The sequence below is a fragment of the Leifsonia sp. McL0618 genome, from assembly GCF_049994905.1.
Classification (GTDB): Bacteria; Actinomycetota; Actinomycetes; order Actinomycetales; family Microbacteriaceae; genus Diaminobutyricibacter.
The window spans coordinates 1,607,525-1,626,215 of the sequence record NZ_CP188258.1 but is presented as its reverse complement, the minus strand read 5'-3'; the positions used below and the strand labels follow the sequence as shown (position 1 = coordinate 1,626,215).

Annotated in this window: 21 protein-coding genes and 1 pseudogene; 8 read left to right on the top strand and 14 right to left on the bottom strand. The window is 64.2% G+C overall.

Annotated features, from left to right (window positions below; all coding sequences use genetic code 11):
• Positions 1-37: 37 nt before the first annotated feature.
• Positions 38-580, top strand: a complete 543-nt coding sequence (locus ACPPVQ_RS07755) for a DapH/DapD/GlmU-related protein (protein ID WP_426520285.1) — start codon at positions 38-40, stop codon at positions 578-580.
• A gap of 4 nt (positions 581-584) precedes the next feature.
• Here the strand turns inward: ACPPVQ_RS07755 and ACPPVQ_RS07750 are convergent, their stop codons facing one another.
• Positions 585-1,049, bottom strand: a complete 465-nt coding sequence (locus ACPPVQ_RS07750) for a phage tail protein (RefSeq protein ID WP_426520283.1) — start codon at positions 1,047-1,049, stop codon at positions 585-587.
• A gap of 117 nt (positions 1,050-1,166) precedes the next feature.
• Between ACPPVQ_RS07750 and ACPPVQ_RS07745 the strand changes: the two genes are divergently transcribed.
• Together ACPPVQ_RS07745 and ACPPVQ_RS07740 are read left to right on the top strand one after the other, a co-directional pair.
• Positions 1,167-2,411, top strand: coding sequence for an MFS transporter (locus ACPPVQ_RS07745; RefSeq protein WP_426520281.1), 1,245 nt, complete (start codon positions 1,167-1,169; stop codon positions 2,409-2,411).
• A gap of 37 nt (positions 2,412-2,448) precedes the next feature.
• Entirely contained in the window at positions 2,449-3,204 is a 756-nt protein-coding gene (locus tag ACPPVQ_RS07740; RefSeq protein ID WP_426520279.1) for a patatin-like phospholipase family protein, read from the top strand.
• 1,830 nt (positions 3,205-5,034) lie between these two features.
• Here ACPPVQ_RS07740 and ACPPVQ_RS07735 read toward each other — a convergent pair.
• A pseudogene (locus ACPPVQ_RS07735) lies at positions 5,035-5,202 on the bottom strand (HigA family addiction module antitoxin); the annotation flags it as partial.
• 200 nt (positions 5,203-5,402) lie between these two features.
• Here ACPPVQ_RS07735 and ACPPVQ_RS07730 point away from each other — a divergent pair.
• Positions 5,403-6,443, top strand: coding sequence for an acyltransferase family protein (locus ACPPVQ_RS07730; protein ID WP_426520277.1), 1,041 nt, complete (start codon positions 5,403-5,405; stop codon positions 6,441-6,443).
• A gap of 144 nt (positions 6,444-6,587) precedes the next feature.
• Here the strand turns inward: ACPPVQ_RS07730 and ACPPVQ_RS07725 are convergent, their stop codons facing one another.
• The 9 genes from ACPPVQ_RS07725 to ACPPVQ_RS07685 form a co-directional block, all read right to left on the bottom strand.
• Positions 6,588-7,007 carry a type II toxin-antitoxin system VapC family toxin gene (locus ACPPVQ_RS07725; RefSeq protein WP_426520275.1) on the bottom strand — a complete coding sequence of 140 codons (420 nt, stop codon included), beginning with the start codon at positions 7,005-7,007 and terminating at the stop codon, positions 6,588-6,590.
• Positions 7,004-7,237, bottom strand: a complete 234-nt coding sequence (locus ACPPVQ_RS07720) for a FitA-like ribbon-helix-helix domain-containing protein (protein WP_426520273.1) — start codon at positions 7,235-7,237, stop codon at positions 7,004-7,006. Before ACPPVQ_RS07720 ends, ACPPVQ_RS07725 begins: the two co-directional genes overlap by 4 nt.
• 62 nt (positions 7,238-7,299) lie before the next feature.
• Positions 7,300-7,791 carry a hypothetical protein gene (locus ACPPVQ_RS07715; RefSeq protein WP_426520271.1) on the bottom strand — a complete coding sequence of 164 codons (492 nt, stop codon included), beginning with the start codon at positions 7,789-7,791 and terminating at the stop codon, positions 7,300-7,302.
• A gap of 157 nt (positions 7,792-7,948) precedes the next feature.
• Positions 7,949-8,266, bottom strand: a complete 318-nt coding sequence (locus ACPPVQ_RS07710; protein ID WP_426520269.1) for a hypothetical protein — start codon at positions 8,264-8,266, stop codon at positions 7,949-7,951.
• Between the two features lie 84 nt (positions 8,267-8,350).
• The gene (locus ACPPVQ_RS07705) at positions 8,351-8,569 is read right to left on the bottom strand and encodes a hypothetical protein (RefSeq protein WP_426520268.1); all 219 of its coding nucleotides are present in this window, start codon (positions 8,567-8,569) and stop codon (positions 8,351-8,353) included.
• Positions 8,570-8,796: 227 nt separating this feature from the next.
• On the bottom strand, positions 8,797-9,042 hold the full coding sequence (locus tag ACPPVQ_RS07700) for a DUF2510 domain-containing protein (RefSeq protein ID WP_426520266.1): 246 nt from the start codon (positions 9,040-9,042) through the stop codon (positions 8,797-8,799).
• Between the two features lie 164 nt (positions 9,043-9,206).
• Positions 9,207-10,280: a redox-regulated ATPase YchF gene (gene ychF / locus ACPPVQ_RS07695; RefSeq protein WP_426520264.1), complete on the bottom strand. Its 1,074-nt coding sequence runs from the start codon at positions 10,278-10,280 to the stop codon at positions 9,207-9,209.
• Between the two features lie 63 nt (positions 10,281-10,343).
• The gene (locus tag ACPPVQ_RS07690) at positions 10,344-10,733 is read right to left on the bottom strand and encodes a VOC family protein (RefSeq protein WP_426520262.1); all 390 of its coding nucleotides are present in this window, start codon (positions 10,731-10,733) and stop codon (positions 10,344-10,346) included.
• A gap of 25 nt (positions 10,734-10,758) precedes the next feature.
• Entirely contained in the window at positions 10,759-11,514 is a 756-nt protein-coding gene (locus ACPPVQ_RS07685; protein WP_426520260.1) for a class I SAM-dependent methyltransferase, read from the bottom strand.
• Between the two features lie 111 nt (positions 11,515-11,625).
• Here ACPPVQ_RS07685 and ACPPVQ_RS07680 point away from each other — a divergent pair, with 111 nt between their 5' ends.
• On the top strand, positions 11,626-12,207 hold the full coding sequence (locus tag ACPPVQ_RS07680; protein ID WP_426520258.1) for an exonuclease domain-containing protein: 582 nt from the start codon (positions 11,626-11,628) through the stop codon (positions 12,205-12,207).
• Positions 12,208-12,288: 81 nt separating this feature from the next.
• The gene (gene rmuC, locus ACPPVQ_RS07675; RefSeq protein ID WP_426520256.1) at positions 12,289-13,632 is read left to right on the top strand and encodes a DNA recombination protein RmuC; all 1,344 of its coding nucleotides are present in this window, start codon (positions 12,289-12,291) and stop codon (positions 13,630-13,632) included.
• Positions 13,633-13,848: 216 nt separating this feature from the next.
• Here the strand turns inward: rmuC and glpX are convergent, their stop codons facing one another.
• Entirely contained in the window at positions 13,849-14,835 is a 987-nt protein-coding gene (glpX, locus tag ACPPVQ_RS07670) for a class II fructose-bisphosphatase (RefSeq protein WP_426520254.1), read from the bottom strand.
• 222 nt (positions 14,836-15,057) lie between these two features.
• Here glpX and fbaA point away from each other — a divergent pair, with 222 nt between their 5' ends.
• Together fbaA and ACPPVQ_RS07660 are read left to right on the top strand one after the other, a co-directional pair.
• Positions 15,058-16,083: a class II fructose-bisphosphate aldolase gene (gene fbaA, locus ACPPVQ_RS07665; protein ID WP_426520252.1), complete on the top strand. Its 1,026-nt coding sequence runs from the start codon at positions 15,058-15,060 to the stop codon at positions 16,081-16,083.
• A 19-nt stretch (positions 16,084-16,102) separates the two neighbouring features.
• Positions 16,103-16,678, top strand: coding sequence for a DUF6264 family protein (locus tag ACPPVQ_RS07660; protein ID WP_426520250.1), 576 nt, complete (start codon positions 16,103-16,105; stop codon positions 16,676-16,678).
• Positions 16,679-16,684: 6 nt separating this feature from the next.
• Here the strand turns inward: ACPPVQ_RS07660 and ACPPVQ_RS07655 are convergent, their stop codons facing one another.
• Both ACPPVQ_RS07655 and ACPPVQ_RS07650 read right to left on the bottom strand, forming a co-directional pair.
• Positions 16,685-17,542 carry an SDR family oxidoreductase gene (locus ACPPVQ_RS07655; protein WP_426520248.1) on the bottom strand — a complete coding sequence of 286 codons (858 nt, stop codon included), beginning with the start codon at positions 17,540-17,542 and terminating at the stop codon, positions 16,685-16,687.
• 70 nt (positions 17,543-17,612) lie between these two features.
• Positions 17,613-18,644 (bottom strand): 4-hydroxy-3-methylbut-2-enyl diphosphate reductase, encoded by a 1,032-nt coding sequence (locus ACPPVQ_RS07650; protein WP_426521177.1) that lies wholly within the window; start codon positions 18,642-18,644, stop codon positions 17,613-17,615.
• Between the last annotated feature and the right edge of the window lie 47 nt (positions 18,645-18,691).

Sequence of the window (18,691 nt, the reverse complement as noted above, 5' to 3'; positions counted from 1 at the left end):
GCTTGTCGGGGCGGCGGGCCGGTGTGAGGATCGTGGGATGTCCAGCGACCTGCTCATGCGCATCCACAGCCCCGAGTTCCAGGCGATGTCGGAGCGGGTCCTGAAGGTGACTGAACTCACGTCACGCCTGAACGTGCTGCCGTTCGACGATGAGGCGGGCAAGGCCGAACTGTTCGAGCAGATCCTGGGCCGGGCGCTGCCTGAGCGCGTGACGATCTACCCGCCGTTCTACACGGACCACGGGCTCCACCTCGACCTCGCAGAGCGGGTGTTCATCAACCAGAACTGCACGTTCCTCGACTACGGGGGCGTCCGCCTCGCCGAGCGGGTAATGGTCGGACCCAAGGTCACGTTCATCACCGTCGGCCATCCGGTCGACACAGAGGAGCGACGCGTCTGGCTGACGGGCGGTCCGATCGACGTGGCCGAGAACGTGTGGATCGGCGCCGGCGCCACGATCCTGCCGGGAGTTTCCATCGGACGAGACGCCGTGATCGCCGCCGGAGCGGTCGTGGCCGACGACGTGCCTGCCGCTACTCTCGTGGCCGGCCCGAAGGCTGCCGTTCGGCGCGAGTGGTGACGGGTCAGTATTCGCCCTTGATGACGAAGAAGGAGCCGCGGATGGTGCCGGCCAGCTTCGATTTCTGACGCGCGAATTTGAAGGTCGATGCGAGTTCCTCGGGAATCTCCATGCCGTCGGAGAGTTTGAACCCGACCGCCCTCTTCCCTGCGTCGGCGATGGTGTACATCACGTTGATCGACAGCCCGGACTCGTAGAAGACGTATGCCATCCTGATTCCTTCGACTTCGAAGGCGGTCGCCTCGAGCGCGCGGGAGTGGATGACGATGTCGCGCTCGTCTTTGAGGATGCGCGTCACCCAGTCGAGCGCTTCTGAAGCCTCGTCCGCCGGGTCGACGGTGAAGTCGTGGTCGTACTTGTTCTTGAAATAGCGCGCCTCGTTGGCGCGTAAACCCGCGAGCGCCGGAGCGACCGGCGACGATTCAAGGCCCGCGGTGGATACGTTCACGAAGTCGACAGCGTACGGCATATGTTCTCCTGATCTGAAATGATGCCTCCACGCTAGCGCCATGGGCGCTTGCTGAGCATTTGTCGAAACGGGTGCCTCCTGTTCGTCGCTTTTAGTGTCAGCGACGAAAGGAAGCCCATGTCCACATCCCTCACAACTCCGGGCCGCACGTCTTCCGCAGGTCCATCGCTCGTTCGCGCACGTGCGGCTGTGACCGCCGCCTTCGTGATGTCCGGCATCCTTGTCGGCTCATGGGTCGTGAATTTCCCACGGCTCGAAATCGCCACCGGTATCTCGCACGGTGTGCTCGGCACGATCCTGATCATCCCGGCCGCAGCGTGCATCGTGGGGGTGCAGGTGTGCGGCGCCCTGTCCGACCGGATCGGCAGCAGGCCGACTCTTCTGGCTGGCGCAGCTCTCGCGGCGGTATCGGTCGCCGTCGCGGCGCGGGCGACGAACGCGTGGGAACTGGCTGTTCCCCTGCTGTTCTTCGGGTTCGGTCTGGGGGCGCTCGATGTCAGCATGAACGCGCAGTCCGTCGTGATCGAGCGGCTTTACGGGCGCCGGATCCTCGCGTCGTTCCACGCCTTCTACTCGATGGCGGCGGCCTTCGGAGGAATCGCGGCCGGAGTGCTCATCGGGCTGGGCTGGACGCTCGAGTCGACCGTTGCCGTATGTGCAGTATCGGGATGCACACTGATCGCAGCGACCGCATCCGGGCTGCTACCGAAGGAGTACGCACGTCCGCAGGCCGAACCGACGCAATCGGGTGCCGATGCCGCTCTGCAAAGCGACCGTCGCAACCGCTGGACACCAGCCATCCTCGCGCTCGGCCTGTCGGCTCTCCTTCTCATGCTCTGCGAAGGCGCAGCCAACGACTGGAGCGCCGTTCAGGTGCACGAGCGATTCGGCGTGACGGGAGGGGCAGCGGCCGGCGGGTACGCTGCGTTCGCGGTCGCGATGACCGTCGGGCGGCTGGGAGGCGACCGCATCGCAATGCGGCTCGGGCCAGTACGTGTGATCCGCTACGGCACCCTCGTCGCGGCCGCAGCCGTTGCCCTGATCATCGTGTCGTCCGCGCTGTGGCTGACGGTTGCCGCGTGGGCGCTTTTCGGCCTGGGATTAAGCGGGTGCGTCCCGATCTTGTTCTCGGCGGCGGGCAACCAGCCGACCGGCACCGCGGGCGTTGCGCTCGGGCGCGTGTCGGGGATGGGCTACGTGGGTCTTCTGAGCGGTCCAACACTGATCGGATGGACGGCCCAAGCCACGAGCATCGCCGCGGCCTTCGGAATCCTGGTCGTCGCGTGCGTGGGTTCGGCGCTGCTCGCGGGCTCGGTGCGGACGCGAGCGAACTGTCACAGAGAGCTCCCATCTAAGTCCTGATAGATTCTCGACAAATCTCGAGATGTGGAGGACGGCCGTGGGCGAAGATCGCACCCTCGGTCTCGCGCTGAGCGGCGGAGGCGCGTTCGGCGCCGCCCACGTGGGCGTGCTGCAGGTGCTCGCCGAACGAGGAATACACCCGGGAATCGTCACTGGGACGAGTTCGGGCGCGCTGGTCGGCGCAGCCTATGCAGCAGGGTTCGAGCCGGCCGTGATCGAGCGCGCCGCCCTGGTATTCCGCTGGAATGCGATCGCGCGATGGTCGCTCGCCCCACGCTTGGGGCTGCTCGATACGCACGCGGTGACCGAGAGCGTGCACCGTATCTTCGGCACCGACCCGCTTATCGAACACCTCCCCCGCACGTTCGGTGCGGTCGCCACCGACCTCCGGACACGTCAGGCGGTGACGATCGACAGCGGACCGCTGAGCGTTGCGCTGCGCTCGACGATCGCCATCCCCGGACTTCTCCCCCATGTGCGCCAAGGAAGCGCTCGGCTCGCGGACGGCGGGATGATCGACAACGTTCCGGTCAACGCCGCGCGTGCGCTCGGTGCCTCCCGCGTGATCGTGGTCCGGCTGCACGCCAAATGGGAGAACGTTCGCATGATGCGCACGGTCAATCGCACGGCGGACCTTCACAATGACCCCTCGATCATGCTCATCCAGCCCGAGATGCAGGGCATGGCCCAGTGGAGGATGTCCGACGTGCCGCGTCTCATCGCCGAGGGACGCCGCGTCGCCACCGCGGCGCTCGACGCGGGCTCTCTCGCCGCATCCGCAGCCACACCCTGAACCGGAACTCAACCGCGTCGACTCTCGATTCCGCCGAGATGCGACTTCTGGCCCAGTTTCAGCTCGATTTGGGTGATTTACTCACCACTCGGCGGGAGCTACACGTTGAAGCGGAACTGGTCGGGAAGCCTTCATTTAGACGTTGACGCGGAGCTCGAACACGTTACGTCGGTCTGTCCGCGAACGATCTTCGCTGCAAATGAATGCATTACACGTGTTTAAAATATCACACGCCATTCAAAAGCTTCAAGCCGTATCTTTTGCGGACTGTGCCCGCCGTCCGAGGCTGTCAGTGTGAATTGTCGGGGTCGACTCTCCGGTCGTCACAACGTCCGAATGCCGACAGCAAAGGATCTAAACCGTGCAAAAGGTCTCACAGATTGTTGGGTTGCTAGCGTCGATTGCAATTGCGGGATCGCTCTTGGGCGCCGCGCCCGCGAGCGCCGCTACAGAAATGGCCGATGGGGAATCGGCGCCCGATAGTTCCCTGGTATCAAGAAATGATCCACGGCTCGACCTCATCGGGCAGTTTCTGAGCATCAGAGATGGTCTTCCAACGTTTGACTATCGCGACGCCGTATCGGCAGGACTCGACGTCGAGTATGCCGACGAGTTCTCCCGCGGCTATTGGCTTGCCGGCGGGGCAGTCGAAGGTGGCCCGGATGCCTATGTGAAACCCAGGTTGGTCTTGTCGCCCCGCGCGGCCTGCACTGGTCGAAACAAAGCCTGGGCCGATGGCTGGGGCATGCACATCGAGATGGATACATGCAAAGTCTCAGTCGTTACGAATAATGCGCAGGGAGGAGCGGCCGGATTAGGAGTCATAGCCGTGGCGCTCCAACCGATTCCAGGGCTCGGTCAGGCCATCGGAACCGCCTTGGCAGCCGTGGCTTCAGCACTAGGGATCGGGTCGTACCTCTTGAACGGCTGTGCTCACCCTGGCGGGCGAGCTGTTGGGGCAACCGCGCATTTCACCCCTGGATTCTGGTGTGGAAGCCAGTCGTAGAAGCCGGGCGCCTGGAGGCGATCCCGCAAACCGCCGCAGTGTCGATGTCTACTTCAAACGGATGGGGCTGACGGGTTCGATTCTGCTGCTTCTTGCTTTGGTCGCCCTTGGTATCGGCATAATCTGTTCAGTCCGCAATTGGCTGGATGTCTCGTCCGCGGCGTTTGAGATCAGCCTTGTCCTTGCGTTGAGCGCTACGGTCGTCATCACGTTGCGAAGGTGGCGCGGGCATTAGAGATGTGCGAGATCGCCGCTTGCGCCGAGATGACTAAGACAATCAGCCCGTCTCGACGTCAGCGGCGATTTCCTGCGTGCCTCGGATGGAAGAGTGGATCCCCGTAGGAAAGGACGGCGCGTCGACGCCTGCCCACGTTGTCCTGCGGAATGTGCACCCTGCGCTGCGCCAACATGGCGAAGGTCGTGCCGACGCACCCCGCCACCGCTGCCCAGGCAGCCACTCGCGGAGCCGGTCCTGACCGACCGGCATCGTCTGTACGACCTGCGAGGTACTCTGCGGCGCTGGACCCTCGCACCTTCCGGCCGCGGCGGCGATCCAGGGAGGGCAGGAGACCGGCGAAGATCAAGAAAGCCCCTGCGCTGATCGCCGAAATCCCGACCAAACGTCCCATCCGCAATGGGGCGGTACTGCGCTCGAGCTTCTGCATGATCAACACGATGTACCCGCCACCCTCGTGGCAGAACTGTCGAAGGTCCCGCTGGGGCAGCCGTCGGAAGGATGTCCGTTGTCAGGCCTCGTCCGGGTATCGGCGGCCCCTGTACGACTCGACACCGAGCGAGCAGGCCAGCGACTCTCGCGCCACCCGTCACGCAACCTTCAACGGCGTGATGGCGGCGAGCGTGTCCCGCAGCGCACGGCGCTCGAGCCGCAGTTCGTAATTCGACTGCAAATTCATCCAGAACTCGTCCGAGGTTCCGAAATACCTGGCCAGACGGATCGCGGTGTCCACAGTGATCCCTCTCGAGTTCGGCACCGTCGGCAGCACCGCGAGCTATACATCAAACGGAACTCCACCACATTGCGATGATCGTACGCATTCTCGGCCGTCTGCCATGTCAGCCGTCAAACCAGTTGCCACCGTCCACCCACGATTGCGGTCGGCGCGACCCCTTAGCCTGCATTACACTCAATCAACCAGTCTGTCTACCCCACCTCGTAATTCGAAGGATCAACGTGGATTCGAGAAGAAACAACTTCGACGCGCTCAGACTGCTGTTCGCTGCCATGGTCATCTTTTCCCATTCGTTCGCACTCGCCGGTCAGGCAGAACCAGTGATCTGGAACCGAACCTTGGGCAATCTCGGGGTTCACGGGTTCTTTATCATCAGCGGGTTTCTCATCGCCCAGAGTTATCAACGCAGCGGATCATTGTTCAAGTACGGCACCAATCGTTTTCTGCGCATTGTTCCGGGCCTCGTAGTCGCGCTCATTGTCTCGAGTCTGATCGCAGCCCGCCTTCACAATTTCGTTCACAATCCGGTCCCCTATATATCGAATGGGCCCGTGTGGACTCTCGCGTGGGAAGTGATCTGTTACGCCGCGATCGCTGTATTGGGAATCGTGGGCGCCCTGAGCCGAACCACGTTCCCCGCGGTCTTCGCAGTCGCCTGGGTTCTCTATCTCGCGAACATCGGCAATGGGTCTGACTTCTTCCTTGCGATCGTGCCGCTTTTCCTGATGTTCGCGGCAGGCGCACTGTTCGCGCTGTACCTCACTGAGATTCGAATCGAGCTGTTGGTTCTGGCCTTGATCGGCTTGGCGCTGACCGCCCATTTCGGTGTCTTCACCTACGTCGATCAGCTCGTCGTGGGTCACATTCCATTCCTGTACGGCCCCGTTGTAACTCCCGAAGAGGTGCTCCGGGTGATCTACATTGCGTCGTTCCCGGTGGTCGTCATCTGGGTGGGCAAGCTTGCCCGCCCATCCGTGCGAATCACGAACGACGTCTCATACGGCGCCTACATTTATGGCTGGCCGGTGGCGCAGGTCCTCGTGTTCTTTGCACTCAAGTGGAGCATTCCACTCAACCCGTATCTTGTTTTCGTGACGACGATGATCATCACCCTGCCCCTGGCATTCGTTTCGTGGCGTCTGATCGAGAAGCCGGCCCTGAGTCTCAAACGGCGCTTTCAGAAAGTCTCAACAACCAAGGAGCCTGAGGCTGAACCCGAGCTGTCTGAGCCGCTGGCAGTGGACGGACTTACTGTCGCTTAACGGCGACGAACGGGTAGCGGAACTCGACCACGTACCGGCGAATTCAAACATGTGGTTGGGCCCGACCGTCCGTTCGGTCCTCGGAGTCCGCAGTCGCCAACTCAGAACTCGGAGCCGGACTCCTCCCAGCATCGGAATCAAGATTCAGTCCCGCCAGGGGTCGAGCAGGTTGACCCCTGTATGTGCGAAATCCCGGAGGTTTCGAGTGGCGCAGGTCGCTTCATACGCAAGGCAGATCGCAGCGATCTGGGCGTCGGCTGTACTAATCGGGTGCCCGACCGTCTCCCGCGCGAGGAGGACATCAGCATAGTGAGCAGCAGCTGGGTCATCGAAGGCCAGAATTGAACGGCTACCACGAAAAGGCTCAATTGCGGCCGCAATGCGAGTCGACAACTCCACCTTTCGCCGGCCATCGGCAAGTCTGCGGACACCTGCCAGTAGCTCAGCGAACGTCACTGCAGTGATCGCAACTTCACCGGTGAGGGATTCAAGCCAGGCGACAACACGATCATTCGGAGCTGAACGGACTATCTCCGAGATGACATTCGTATCGAGAATGATCACTCGAACTCCACTGCTCGCGCGATGTCGTCGCGCACCGGAACCACGAGGTCATCGACACCGCCGACGTGCTGAGCAGCCTGCATAAGCGCAAGACCGATGTGCGGTTTCCGTGCGGCTCTGGTCAGAATGTCGCGAGCCTCAGCCTCCATAGAACGCCCGTGCTGTTTCGCCTGAGCGGTGAGCTGCTCCTTGACCCATTCATCGAGTCCGCGGACGATGATCGAAGCCATGGGATCATCACCTCCTTGGCTGATATCAGCAACGATATCATGCGCCAACGAATGCTTCACCGCTAACCAATCAGATAGGCGAATCCCCGATTGGATGCGGCCACACCCGTCACGAATTCCACCGCGCGGTTCAGGTAATCGAGCACGTATCGGGTGTCGCGGTGAGCTATCTCAGCGTCGCGCACTGCAGGCAGCAGTTCGACGAGATCCTCAGCAATCTCGATCACTTCCGTCGGCGACAGGGCTCGCACCCAAGGAGTCCAACCATCTCCGTGCATCGTGGCCTGTCCCTCGAACATGCGGTACCCAGGTCGTGGCCGACGATCTGTCGCGCTGGGTTTCGTTATCTCCTGCAAGAGTGGCCAGGCTTTGTCGAGGTTCAGCATTTCGGTCGAGGGCACCGATTGTTCAAAGTTGGTCACGGCAGTTTGGGCACCGTGCGGCAAGCCCCATGCGTCCGCAAGCGGATCGTCACTGATGAAGCTCCTCGGGTCGGCCTTCGCACGTTCTGTCATGTCAGCGTCGAAGGCGTACGCGTAGTATCTGATTCCCATACGTCGAGCCTGTCGTGGAAGCAAGGCGCCCTCGGACCAGATCCCAGGGTTTGTGGACAAGTCGCCCTGTGTGGAATGTGCAGGATCAGGCCGGACTGTTCGTAGACTCATGTCGATTTGAGTCAGGGGGCGCTCGCCCGCCCCAGTACTGACGCCCTTAGCGAATGCTGTAAAGGGTCGCGAAGCGTTCTTTCGTCTGTGGATCCCAGAACGGTAGGCGGAAAACGTCGATAACCGGATTCCACCCGTCTTCGTCCATTCCGTAACAGGTACGTGCAACGAATTGCGAAGTGCTGTCAACGTCGATGCTGCCGATTTCACCGCTCAGATCGGCATGTCCGGCCAGGGCGAGCGAACCTTCTGGCGGCAGAAAGCACACCTTCGATCTCGGCCGGATCGAGAGTCTCCAGACCGTCCACAGGGTTCTCGCCATCGCTAATCCGCCTACAGACATTTCCAGCAGCGAGATCACCACTCGTACGCCCAAACGCGAGCTGGTAGCTCGTGGACACTGCCCTTCAACTCGATGACGAGGCAGGAGCTGGCGGGGAATTGGCTCCTAACCTGCGTCACATGCGTGGTCGCCGGTGTAGCAATACGTAACGATCACGTGAGTGTCGAGGTCGTAGTAGAAGTACTCCCCAGGCACGCTGCCGTTGACGCGCAGCACAAAGTCTTCGCCACCCTTGGTGCTCTGATAGTTCAACGTTTGGCCCGGAGCCAGCTTCGCGACGATCTTGCCGCCCACGGAAACCGTGCCGTCTGGTGCTGCGGTCACCGAGGTCGGCCAGTGGTATGCGCTCCCCTGGGCTCGGATGCCTCGTTCGATTGTTCTGGTCGTGACGGGTCAGCACGATCGCGATGATCGGGGCAACTAGCGGAGCAGCCTTGCGTTTACCCCGCAACACCAATGCCGTGACCGCGGACGCAACTGCCAGAATGCCAGCAGGAATCAGCAGCGGAACGAATGCGGGCAGCCGCAAAGAGACAACGATGATGACCGAGTCAAGAAGGCTCAGGGCAAGCGCAATCCAGCCGAACGCGTCGAGTCGACTGCGCCGAGGTGATTCCGTGACTTTGTTGCTCGGAGGGAGCAAAGGGCGTTGGTGGCGTCACCGACGAGACGTAGCTTGTCCAATGGACGCCATCCCACCAGCGTCGCGCCGAGGTGTCCGATGTCGATGGATCCTGATACCAACCCGCCGGAATAGTCGGTGTCGTCCCGATCGACAAAATGACCCCCAACCTCACGCGTCACGGCCGCTTCCACGCTAGGACCCACGAGGATGGTCGCCTCCCCCAGTTCGCGGGCGAAGCACTAACCCGATGTGGGGCCTTCGACGATCTACCGCCAGAACCTCGTCAGGGAGTGCCCGAACCGGCTTGAGGACGTCACTCAGGCATGGCATTGCCGCCTACACGTTGAAGCGGAACTCGACCACGTCGCCGTCCTGCATGACGTAGTCCTTGCCTTCCATGCGGGCCTTGCCCTTGGCGCGCGCCTCGTGCACCGAACCCGTCTCGACCAGGTCGCCGAACGAGATGACTTCTGCCTTGATGAAGCCCTTCTCGAAGTCCGTGTGGATGACGCCCGCCGCCTGCGGGGCCTTCCAGCCTTTGTGGATGGTCCACGCGCGCGACTCCTTGGGGCCGGCCGTGAGGTAGGTCTGCAGCCCGAGCGTGTCGAAGCCGATGCGGGCGAGCTGGTCGAGACCGCTCTCCTCCTGGCCGGTCGACGCCAGCAGCTCGGCGGCGTCTTCGGGGTCGAGATCGATCAGTTCGGACTCGAGCTTGGCGTCGAGGAACACGGCCTGGGCGGGTGCGACGAGTTCGGCAAGCGCTGCACGCTTGGCGTCGTCGGTCAGCACTGCTTCGTCGACGTTGAACACGTAGATGAACGGCTTCGCGGTGAGCAGGCCCAGTTCGCGGATCGGCGTCAGATCGAGGGATGCGCTCGACAGCGGCTTGCCCTCGTCGAGGATGGCACGCGCGGCACGAGAGGTCTCGAGCACGATCGGCTCCAGCTTGCGGCCCTTGACCTCTTTCTCGTACCGGGCTTCGGCTTTCTCGAGAGTCTGGAGGTCGGCCAGGATGAGCTCGGTGTTGATGGTCTCCATGTCGCTGGCCGCGTCGACCTTGCCGTCGACGTGCACGACATCCGGGTCGTCGAAGCCGCGCACGACCTGCGCGATCGCGTCTGCCTCGCGGATGTTCGCCAGGAACTTGTTGCCCAGGCCTTCGCCTTCGCTGGCGCCCTTGACGATGCCGGCGATGTCGACGAACGACACGGGAGCGGGAAGGATGCGCTCGCTGTTGAAGATCTGGGCGAGTTTGTTCAGGCGGGCGTCAGGCAGGCTGACGACGCCGACGTTGGGCTCGATCGTGGCGAACGGATAGTTCGCGGCGAGAACCGTGTTCTTGGTGAGAGCGTTGAAAAGGGTGGACTTGCCCACATTGGGGAGTCCGACGATCGCGATAGTGAGAGCCACGGGGGTCCAGTCTACCGGGGGCGTCGGGCTGCGGTTCCCGCATCCATCAGGCTGTGGATGCGGTCAGCGCCCGGTGCCGCCACCATCGACGGCGGCAACCGGCAGCACCTCGAAGACCGGGTTCTCGATCAACCCGATCAGGTCGCCTGCAGGGTTGCGGAACATCCCGAGCTTGATGCCTTCGCCGGGCTCCGTGATCGGCTCGACCACGACCGCACCGAGGGCGATCAGCCGCGCCGCCGCGGCCTCGACGTCGCGCACACCCCAGTAGGTTCGGGCACCGAGCGCCGGGTCACCCGCGGGGTCGAGGCCGAGTTCGTAGCCGCCCGGATTGAAGCCGACATAGAACGGCTCGTCGAAGTACGGCGGCACGCCGAGCACCTGCGTCCACCAGGCTCTGCTGGCGTCGAGGTCGGGTGCGGGATAGACGATGGTTCGGAGTCCGAGGAACACGATGATCCTTTCGCATGCGACCGCTTCAGCTGGTCTCGTTCGCCAGTTGCGTGCGGTAGCACTCGGTGATGTACGGCATTTCGATGGTGTCGCGCCCTGCGAGTGATGGATGCTCGGCCACCAGCCGCCGCACCGATTCGAGCACGGCGACCTGCTCATCCGGCTGCTTCGTGATGAAGTAGCTGCGAGACCGGACAAGGTCGAGCAGGCCATCGATCGTGAGCTGTTGCGACCAGCGCACGTCGAACTTTTCGAGCGGCCCGAAGGGCGGACCGACGCGGGGCGGTGTGTTCGCGGGGGCGTAGACGACGTCGCCGCCGATGAGGCGGCCGAACTCGGCCACCCAGTCGACCGATTCGTCGCGCGAATTCCAGACGAGGCCGAGGGTTCCACCCGGCCGCAGCACGCGGGCGACTTCGGGCACGGCGAGCGCCGCGTCGACCCAGTGCCACGCCTGCCCTGACACGACGGCGTCGACGCTCGCTTCGCCGAGAGGGATGTCCTCACCCGATCCGAGGTGTGTCGGGATACCGTGGAGCGACCGTTCGAGAACGCCCAGCATCTGTGCGGACGGATCGACGGCCACGATGTCGAGCCCCCGGTCGACAAGCAGCCTGGTGAGCTTTCCGGTGCCCGCACCCAGGTCGAGCACGCGTTTCGCGTCAGCCGGCACCAGCCAGTCGGCGGCCTCGCGCGGGTAGGACGGGCGCGAGGACTCGTACACATCTGCCGCCTGGTCGAACGCCCGGGCGTGGGCCGTCACGTCGTTTCGTTCGCGCATGCTTCGAGTCTAGGCACGGCATCCGACGTTCCTCGAGGATCGACCGGGGCGGATGCGCGGCGCGCGGCGTTCCTCCACGGTGACGTCGGTCGTGCATGCGACCATGGCACCGTGCCACTGGATTTCACTGCAATCGACTTCGAGACCGCGAACTCCAGCAGTGCGTCCGCGTGTTCCGTCGGACTCATCAAGGTGCGTTCCGGTCGCGTCGTCGACCGCACGGGCTGGCTGATCCAGCCACCGCTCGGGCACGACGAATTCCTCGAATGGAATACACGCATCCACGGCCTCAGGGCATCGGATGTCGTGGGTGCGGCCGGCTGGGCCGAGCAGCTTCCCGACCTGATCGATTTCGCCGAGGGCGACCACCTCGTCGCCCACAATGCGGGCTTCGACATGGGTGTCATCCGCGCGGCATGTGCAGCGACCGCGCTCCCCTGCCCCGATTTCTCCTACCTTTGCAGCCTGCAGGTGGCGCGCAAGACCTACCACCTCGACTCGTACCGACTGCCGGTCGCGGCGATGGCCGCCGGCTTCGAGGACTTCCACCACCACGACGCGCTCGCAGACGCCGAGGCGTGCGCGGCGATCATCATCCACGCAGCGCGTCGGCACGACGCTTCGACGATCTCCGAACTGGCTGCGGCGACCGCCGCCAGGGTCGGACGCATCGGCACCCCGGTCGCGGCATAGGCGAATCCGGCTCAGAACCGGATTTCGCGGTTCACGGCGCTTGCAACAGCCGGTGTCGGAGGCCGCTGTCACACTGATGCCATGGACCCCATTCTCGCGTTGATCCTCGGACTCGTCGGCGGAGCAATCCTCGGCGGATTCGCCACCATGCTCGCGTTGCGCGGCCGCACGGCCGCCCCTGCGGAGCAGACCGACGACCCCGCCGTGCTCGTCGCACGTCACGAGGTGGAGCTGGCGCGTGTCCGGGCATCCGAGGCAGAGGTGCAGGCCGAGATCCGGTCCGATCTCGCGGCCGCAGAAGCCCGGGTGGATGCGCTCCGCGAGCAGGTGGGCGGCCTTCAGGACCAGTACCGCGAGCTCGTCGAGCGCCACCGTGCCGAACAGCATGCGCGTGAGGAACGGGAGCGGTCGGAGAGCAAGGTGCTCCAGGCCCTGGCGCCCGTGCGCGAGAGCCTGCAGGACATGCAGAAGAAGGTCACCGAACTCGAAGCCCAGCGCAGCCATCAGCACGGCGAGCTGACCCAGCAGCTGAAGTCGGCCACCGAGAGCGAGGAACGCCTCCGCAGCACCGCCGAGTCGCTGGCGTCTGCACTGCGCTCGAACAGCACCCGCGGAGTGTGGGGTGAGACACAGTTGCGCAGCGTCGTCGAGGCCGCCGGCCTGCTCGAACGGGTCGATTTCACCGTGCAGTCGAGCATCCACTCCGACTCCGGCGCCGGCCGACCAGACATGATCGTGCATCTTCCGGGCGGCAAGAGCATCGCTCTCGACGCGAAGGTTCCGTTCAACGCATACCTCGAGGCCAGCCAGATCCCCGCGACCGCGACGGGTGTGGAGGCCGCGCAGCGCGAGGCCCTCCTCAAACAGCACGTCAAGGCCGTACGTGACCACATCACCACGCTCGGCAGCAAGACCTACTGGGCCGGACTCGAGGCGTCACCCGAACTCGTCATCGCCTTCATTCCGAGCGAGTCCCTCGTCTCTTCGGCGATGGAAGCCGATCCGACGATCATGGAGTTCGCGTTCAGCAAGCGCGTGGCGCTCGCCTCCCCCGTCACACTCTGGTCGGTGCTCAAGACGGTCGCCTTCAGCTGGCAGCAGGATGTGCTCACCCAGGATGCGAAGGTGCTCTTCGACCTGAGCCGGGAACTGTACTCGCGGCTGTCCACGACGGCATCGCACATCGAGAAGCTCGGTCGGTCGATCGAGCGCACGGTGAAGGACTACAACGGCTTCGTGGGGTCGCTCGAACGCCAGGTGCTTCCGACGGCGCGCAAGCTCAACGCCCTCGACGAGTCGAAGGTCATCGGGGTACTGAACGGCATTGAAGAAGCGCCCCGCGAGCTCACGGCCTTCGAGCTCGTCAGCGAGATCGCCCCGCTCGAACTCGCCGGCCGCGACGACGCCGGGCGCAAGAGCGCGTAGCCACGGCGCCCGGACTGCCGCACATTCCGGGCCGTTGGCGACCCACTCGCGCTCTTTCCGTCCCGGCTCGCATGGTCTGTCTGGTGTGCACACCACCTTGGTGCACATCCACACCACCTTCGTGCACCCCTAAAGAACCCGTGCACACGTTCGGAACTCCTGCGCGCGCTGCAACCTGGGCACTCGTTCAGAAGGTGGGCACGACGCCCGGACCCGCTACAGCCACTTCTCGGCGAGGTGGTCGGCGCTGATGCGCCGGATGGTGCCGGAGCGGCTGCGCAGCACGATCGACTCCGTGCGAATGATCGGACCCTTGCGCCGCACACCCTCGACGAGTCCACCGTCGGTCACGCCCGTCGCCACGAAGAACGTGTTGTCGCCCCTGACCATGTCGTCCGCACTGAGGACCACGTCGTAGTCGAGGCCGGCAGCACGTGCCTTCTCGCGCTCCGCGTCATCGCGCGGCGCCAGCTGGCCCTGCATGAAACCACCGATCGCCTTGATGGCACACGCCGTCGTGATGCCTTCTGGGCTGCCGCCGATACCGACGCACATGTCGATGCGCGACTCGTAGCGTGCCGCATTGATGCCGCCTGCCACGTCGCCGTCGAGCATGAGTCGCGTGCCGGCTCCCGCAGACCTGATCTCGTCGATCAGCCCTTCGTGGCGCGGCCGGTCGAGCACGGCGACGCGGATCTCGCCGACATCCTTGTTCTTCTTCTTCGCAAGCTCACGGATGTTGTCCCCGATCGACTGCCGCAGGTCGACGACGCCCACGCCCTCGGGCCCGGTGACGATCTTGTTCATGTAGAAGACGCTCGACGCGTCGAGCATCGTTCCGCGATCCGACACCGCGATCACCGAAAGCGCGTTCTGGCGCCCGGCTGCGGTCAGGGACGTACCATCGATCGGGTCGACTGCGATGTCGCACGCGGGCCCCCGGCCGTTGCCGACGTGTTCTCCGTTGAACAACATCGGTGCGTTGTCTTTCTCGCCTTCGCCGATCACGATGACGCCGTCGAAGTTGACCGTCCCCAGGAAGGCGCGCATCGCATCCACTGCCGCCCCGTCGGCCGCATTCTTGTCGCCCCGGCCGATGAACGGCGTTGCACGGATCGCCGCCGCCTCCGTCGCCCTCACCAGCTCGAGCGCGAGGTTTCGATCAGGGTGAAGGTAGAGCGTGGCGGTGTCGGTGCTGTTCACGGTGGGTCCTCCCGGACGGATTGTTCGACGACGATGGCGACCGCCCGGCCGGAGAGTTCGCACGACCAGGGCGACGCTGCCAGTTTATCGACTGGCCGAACAGCATTCGGCGGATGCGCACAAACGTTCACGCACGCTGCCTGACGGTCGCGCGCATCCGTCCAAATCACAGCTCGGTATGATGTGAACAATCCGCCAAAACACCACCGTCGAGGAGACGCAATGCCCATCGCTACACCGGATCAGTATGCCGAGATGCTCGACAAGGCGAAGGCCGGCGGATTCGCCTACCCCGCTTTCAACGTGTCCTCGTCGCAGACGATCAACGCGGTGCTCCAGGGCCTCACCGAGGCGGGCAGCGATGGCATCATCCAGGTGACGACCGGTGGCGCCGACTACTTCGCCGGGCAGACCGTGAAGAACCGGGCATCCGGCGCCATCGCGTTCGCGAAGTTCGCCACCGAGGTCGCGAAGAACTACCCGGTCACGGTCGCACTGCACACCGACCACTGCCCTAAGGATGCGCTCGACGGTTTCGTGCTCCCTCTCATCGCGGCGAGCGAAGAAGAGGTCAAGGCTGGCCGCAACCCGATCTTCCAGTCCCACATGTGGGACGGCTCGGCCGTTCCCCTGGCGGAGAACCTCGAGATCGCGCAGCAGATGATCAAGCGCACCAAGGCGATCAACGCGATCCTCGAGGTCGAGATCGGCGTCGTCGGCGGCGAAGAAGACGGCGTGAGCCACGACATCAACGAGCACCTCTACACCACGCTCGACGACGCGATCGCGACCGTTGAGGCCCTCGGTCTCGGTGAGAACGGCCGCTACATGGCCGCCCTCACGTTCGGCAACGTGCACGGCGTGTACAAGCCCGGCAACGTGAAGCTGCGGCCCGAGCTGCTCAAGACGATCCAGGACGGCCTGGCCGCGAAATACGGCACCGGTCCCAAACCGCTCGACCTGGTGTTCCACGGTGGTTCGGGTTCGACCGACGCCGAGATCGCCGAGGCCGTAGCGAACGGTGTCGTCAAGATGAACATCGACACCGACACGCAGTATGCGTTCACCCGCACGATCGCCGGCTACATGTTCTCGAACTATGACGGTGTGCTGAAGATCGATGGTGAGGTCGGCAACAAGAAGGTGTATGACCCGCGCGCCTGGGGCAAGGTCGCCGAGACCGGCATGGCGGCGCGTGTCGTCGAAGCGACCCAGCAGCTCGGCTCTGCGGGCCACTCCGGCAAGTAGTAGGAGAGGCGGCCGCACGATGGCCGACGAGAACAAGGACCGAGACGAGCGCCCCCGCCCGAAGTTCGGGGAGCTCGCGCCGGAAGGCTGGGTGTGGCATCCGCCGAAGGATGCCGACAGGCTCGATACCGCGCATCCGAAACCGGATGCCCGCCCCGTCACGCATGGAGCGCCCGCGCGCTCGCCGGAACAGGAACTGCTCGCGCAGTCGGCAGGCGAGCATCCGGTGCCGTCCTGGAACCAGCCGGTCACGATCCTGTTGTTGATCGCTGGAATCCTCGGCATGTTCCTGTCGATCGGCACCATCGCGGCTGCGCCCGCCTCCATGCAGCAGCTGTATGCGAGCAACGGGCTCGGAACCTACGTGCCGGCTTCTTCCGTTTCGCTGATCATGCTGGTCGGCGAGATCGCAATGGTCGGCATCTGGGTGTTCTCAGCGCTGGTTTCGATCGTGCGCCTGACCCGGCACAAGCTGGCGTTCTTCATCCCGATCGTCGGCGGAGTGCTCGCCTTCATCGCCTTGTTCGTGTGCCTCACCGCGATCATCGCGAGCGACCCGACGCTCCTCGCCTTCTACGGCAAGCTCTCCAACTGACCCCGCTCAGGCGATGGCGGCACGCAGGCCGTCGATGAGCGTCGTGGTGGGATGGCCGATGAGGCGGCTGAGGTCGCCGGTCACCTCGGCGAGGTCACCGTTTCGGATGTTCTGGTCGAGTGTCACCACGAAGCCGGCCGTTCCTTCATCCAGCCCGGCCGCCGTGAGAACGCCGATGTACTCGTCGGGTTCCATCGGCGTGTACACCACGGTCGAACCGATGATCTCGCTGAAAGTCTCTGCGAGGTCGTAGAACGACCACGCGACGTCGCCTCCCAGCTCGTACACCTTGCCTTCGTGCCCGTTCGTGGAGAGGGTCACGGCGGCCGCGTCGGCATAGTCGTTGCGGGTCGCGCTGGCGATCCTGCCGTCGCCGACGGCCGCTACCACAGTGCCCGTCCGGCGCGCCTGCTCGAGCGGCCCGACATAGTTCTCGGTGTACCAGTTGTTGCGCAGGATGGTCACCGGGATCCCGGACGCCCGCAGCAGCTCCTCGGTCGCCTTGTGCTCCGGCGCGACAGCCAGCTCAGTGGTGTCTGCGTGCGGCGCGCTCGTGTAGACGATGCGGCCGACACCCGCGGCCACCGCTGCGTCGATCGCGTTCGTGTGCTGCGGCATGCGCTTGCCCACTTCGCTGCCGGAGACCAGGAGCAGTGCGTCCGCCCCCGCGAAGGCCGGGACGAGCGTCGAGGGGTCTTCGAAGTCGATGACGGCGGTCCCCACACCGAGTTCGGCGAGCGCCTCGAGCTTCTGGGCGCTGCGGCCGGCGGCGCGGATGTCCGCGGGTTCGACCCCGCGTGCGATGAGGTTGTCGATGACGAGACGGCCCAGGTTGCCGGTGGCTCCGGTGACGACGATGGTCATGCGTTGGTTCCTTTCGGTTGCGTACCGTGGTCAACCGAGGTTTCGCCGGGATGCTTCCCGTTTCGCAGGATCAGCGTCCGCGGCCTCCGATGGCACGTGAATCCGCCTTGCCCGTCAGGTCTTTGCGCAGCTCTTTCGGCAGCGAGAACATGAGGTCTTCCTCTGCCGTCTTGACTTCCTGCACGTCGGCGTAGCCCGCGCCTGCAAGGTCGTCGAGCACTTCCTGCACGAGCACCTCCGGCACGGACGCCCCGCTTGTGACACCCACGGTGACGACCCCGTCGAGCCATTCCTGCTTGATCTCACTCGCGTAGTCGACCCGGTATGCCGCCTTGGCGCCGTATTCGAGCGCGACCTCGACGAGGCGAACCGAGTTCGACGAGTTCGCTGAGCCGACGACGATCACCAGGTCGGCGTCTTCGGCGACCTTCTTGATGGCCACCTGGCGGTTCTGGGTGGCGTAGCAGATGTCGTCGCTCGGCGGATCCTGCAGGTTCGGGAACCGCTCGCGCAGCCGGCGCACGGTCTCCATCGTCTCGTCGACTGAAAGGGTGGTCTGCGAAAGCCAGACGACCTTGTCGGGGTCTTTGACATGGATGTTGGGCACGTCATCCGGGCTGTTCACCAGCGTGACGTGGTCGGGTGCCTCCCCCGCCGTTCCCTCGACCTCTTCGTGACCTTCGTGACCGATCAGGAGGATTTCGAAGTCGTCGCGCGCGAACCGGACGGCTTCGCGGTGCACCTTGGTGACGAGCGGACAGGTCGCGTCGATCGCCTGGAGGCCGCGATCGGATGCTGCACGCACCACCGCAGGCGAGACACCGTGGGCGCTGAACACGACATGCGCTCCCGTCGGGACTTCGTCGACCTCGTCGACGAAGATCGCACCCTGCTGTTCGAGGGTCGAGACGACGTGCACGTTGTGGACGATCTGCTTGCGCACGTAGACCGGCGCGCCGTAGTGCTCCAGGGCTTTCTCGACGGCGATGACTGCTCTGTCCACACCCGCGCAGTATCCACGGGGTGCGGCCAGCAGTACCCGCTTGTGTCCGGCGACCGGGGTATCCTTGAGCCTGCCGCGCACACCGGGGATTCTCGGCATGGGCAGGCTGATCGTTGCGTCGCTCACCCCTCGAGTCTAGGTGAGTG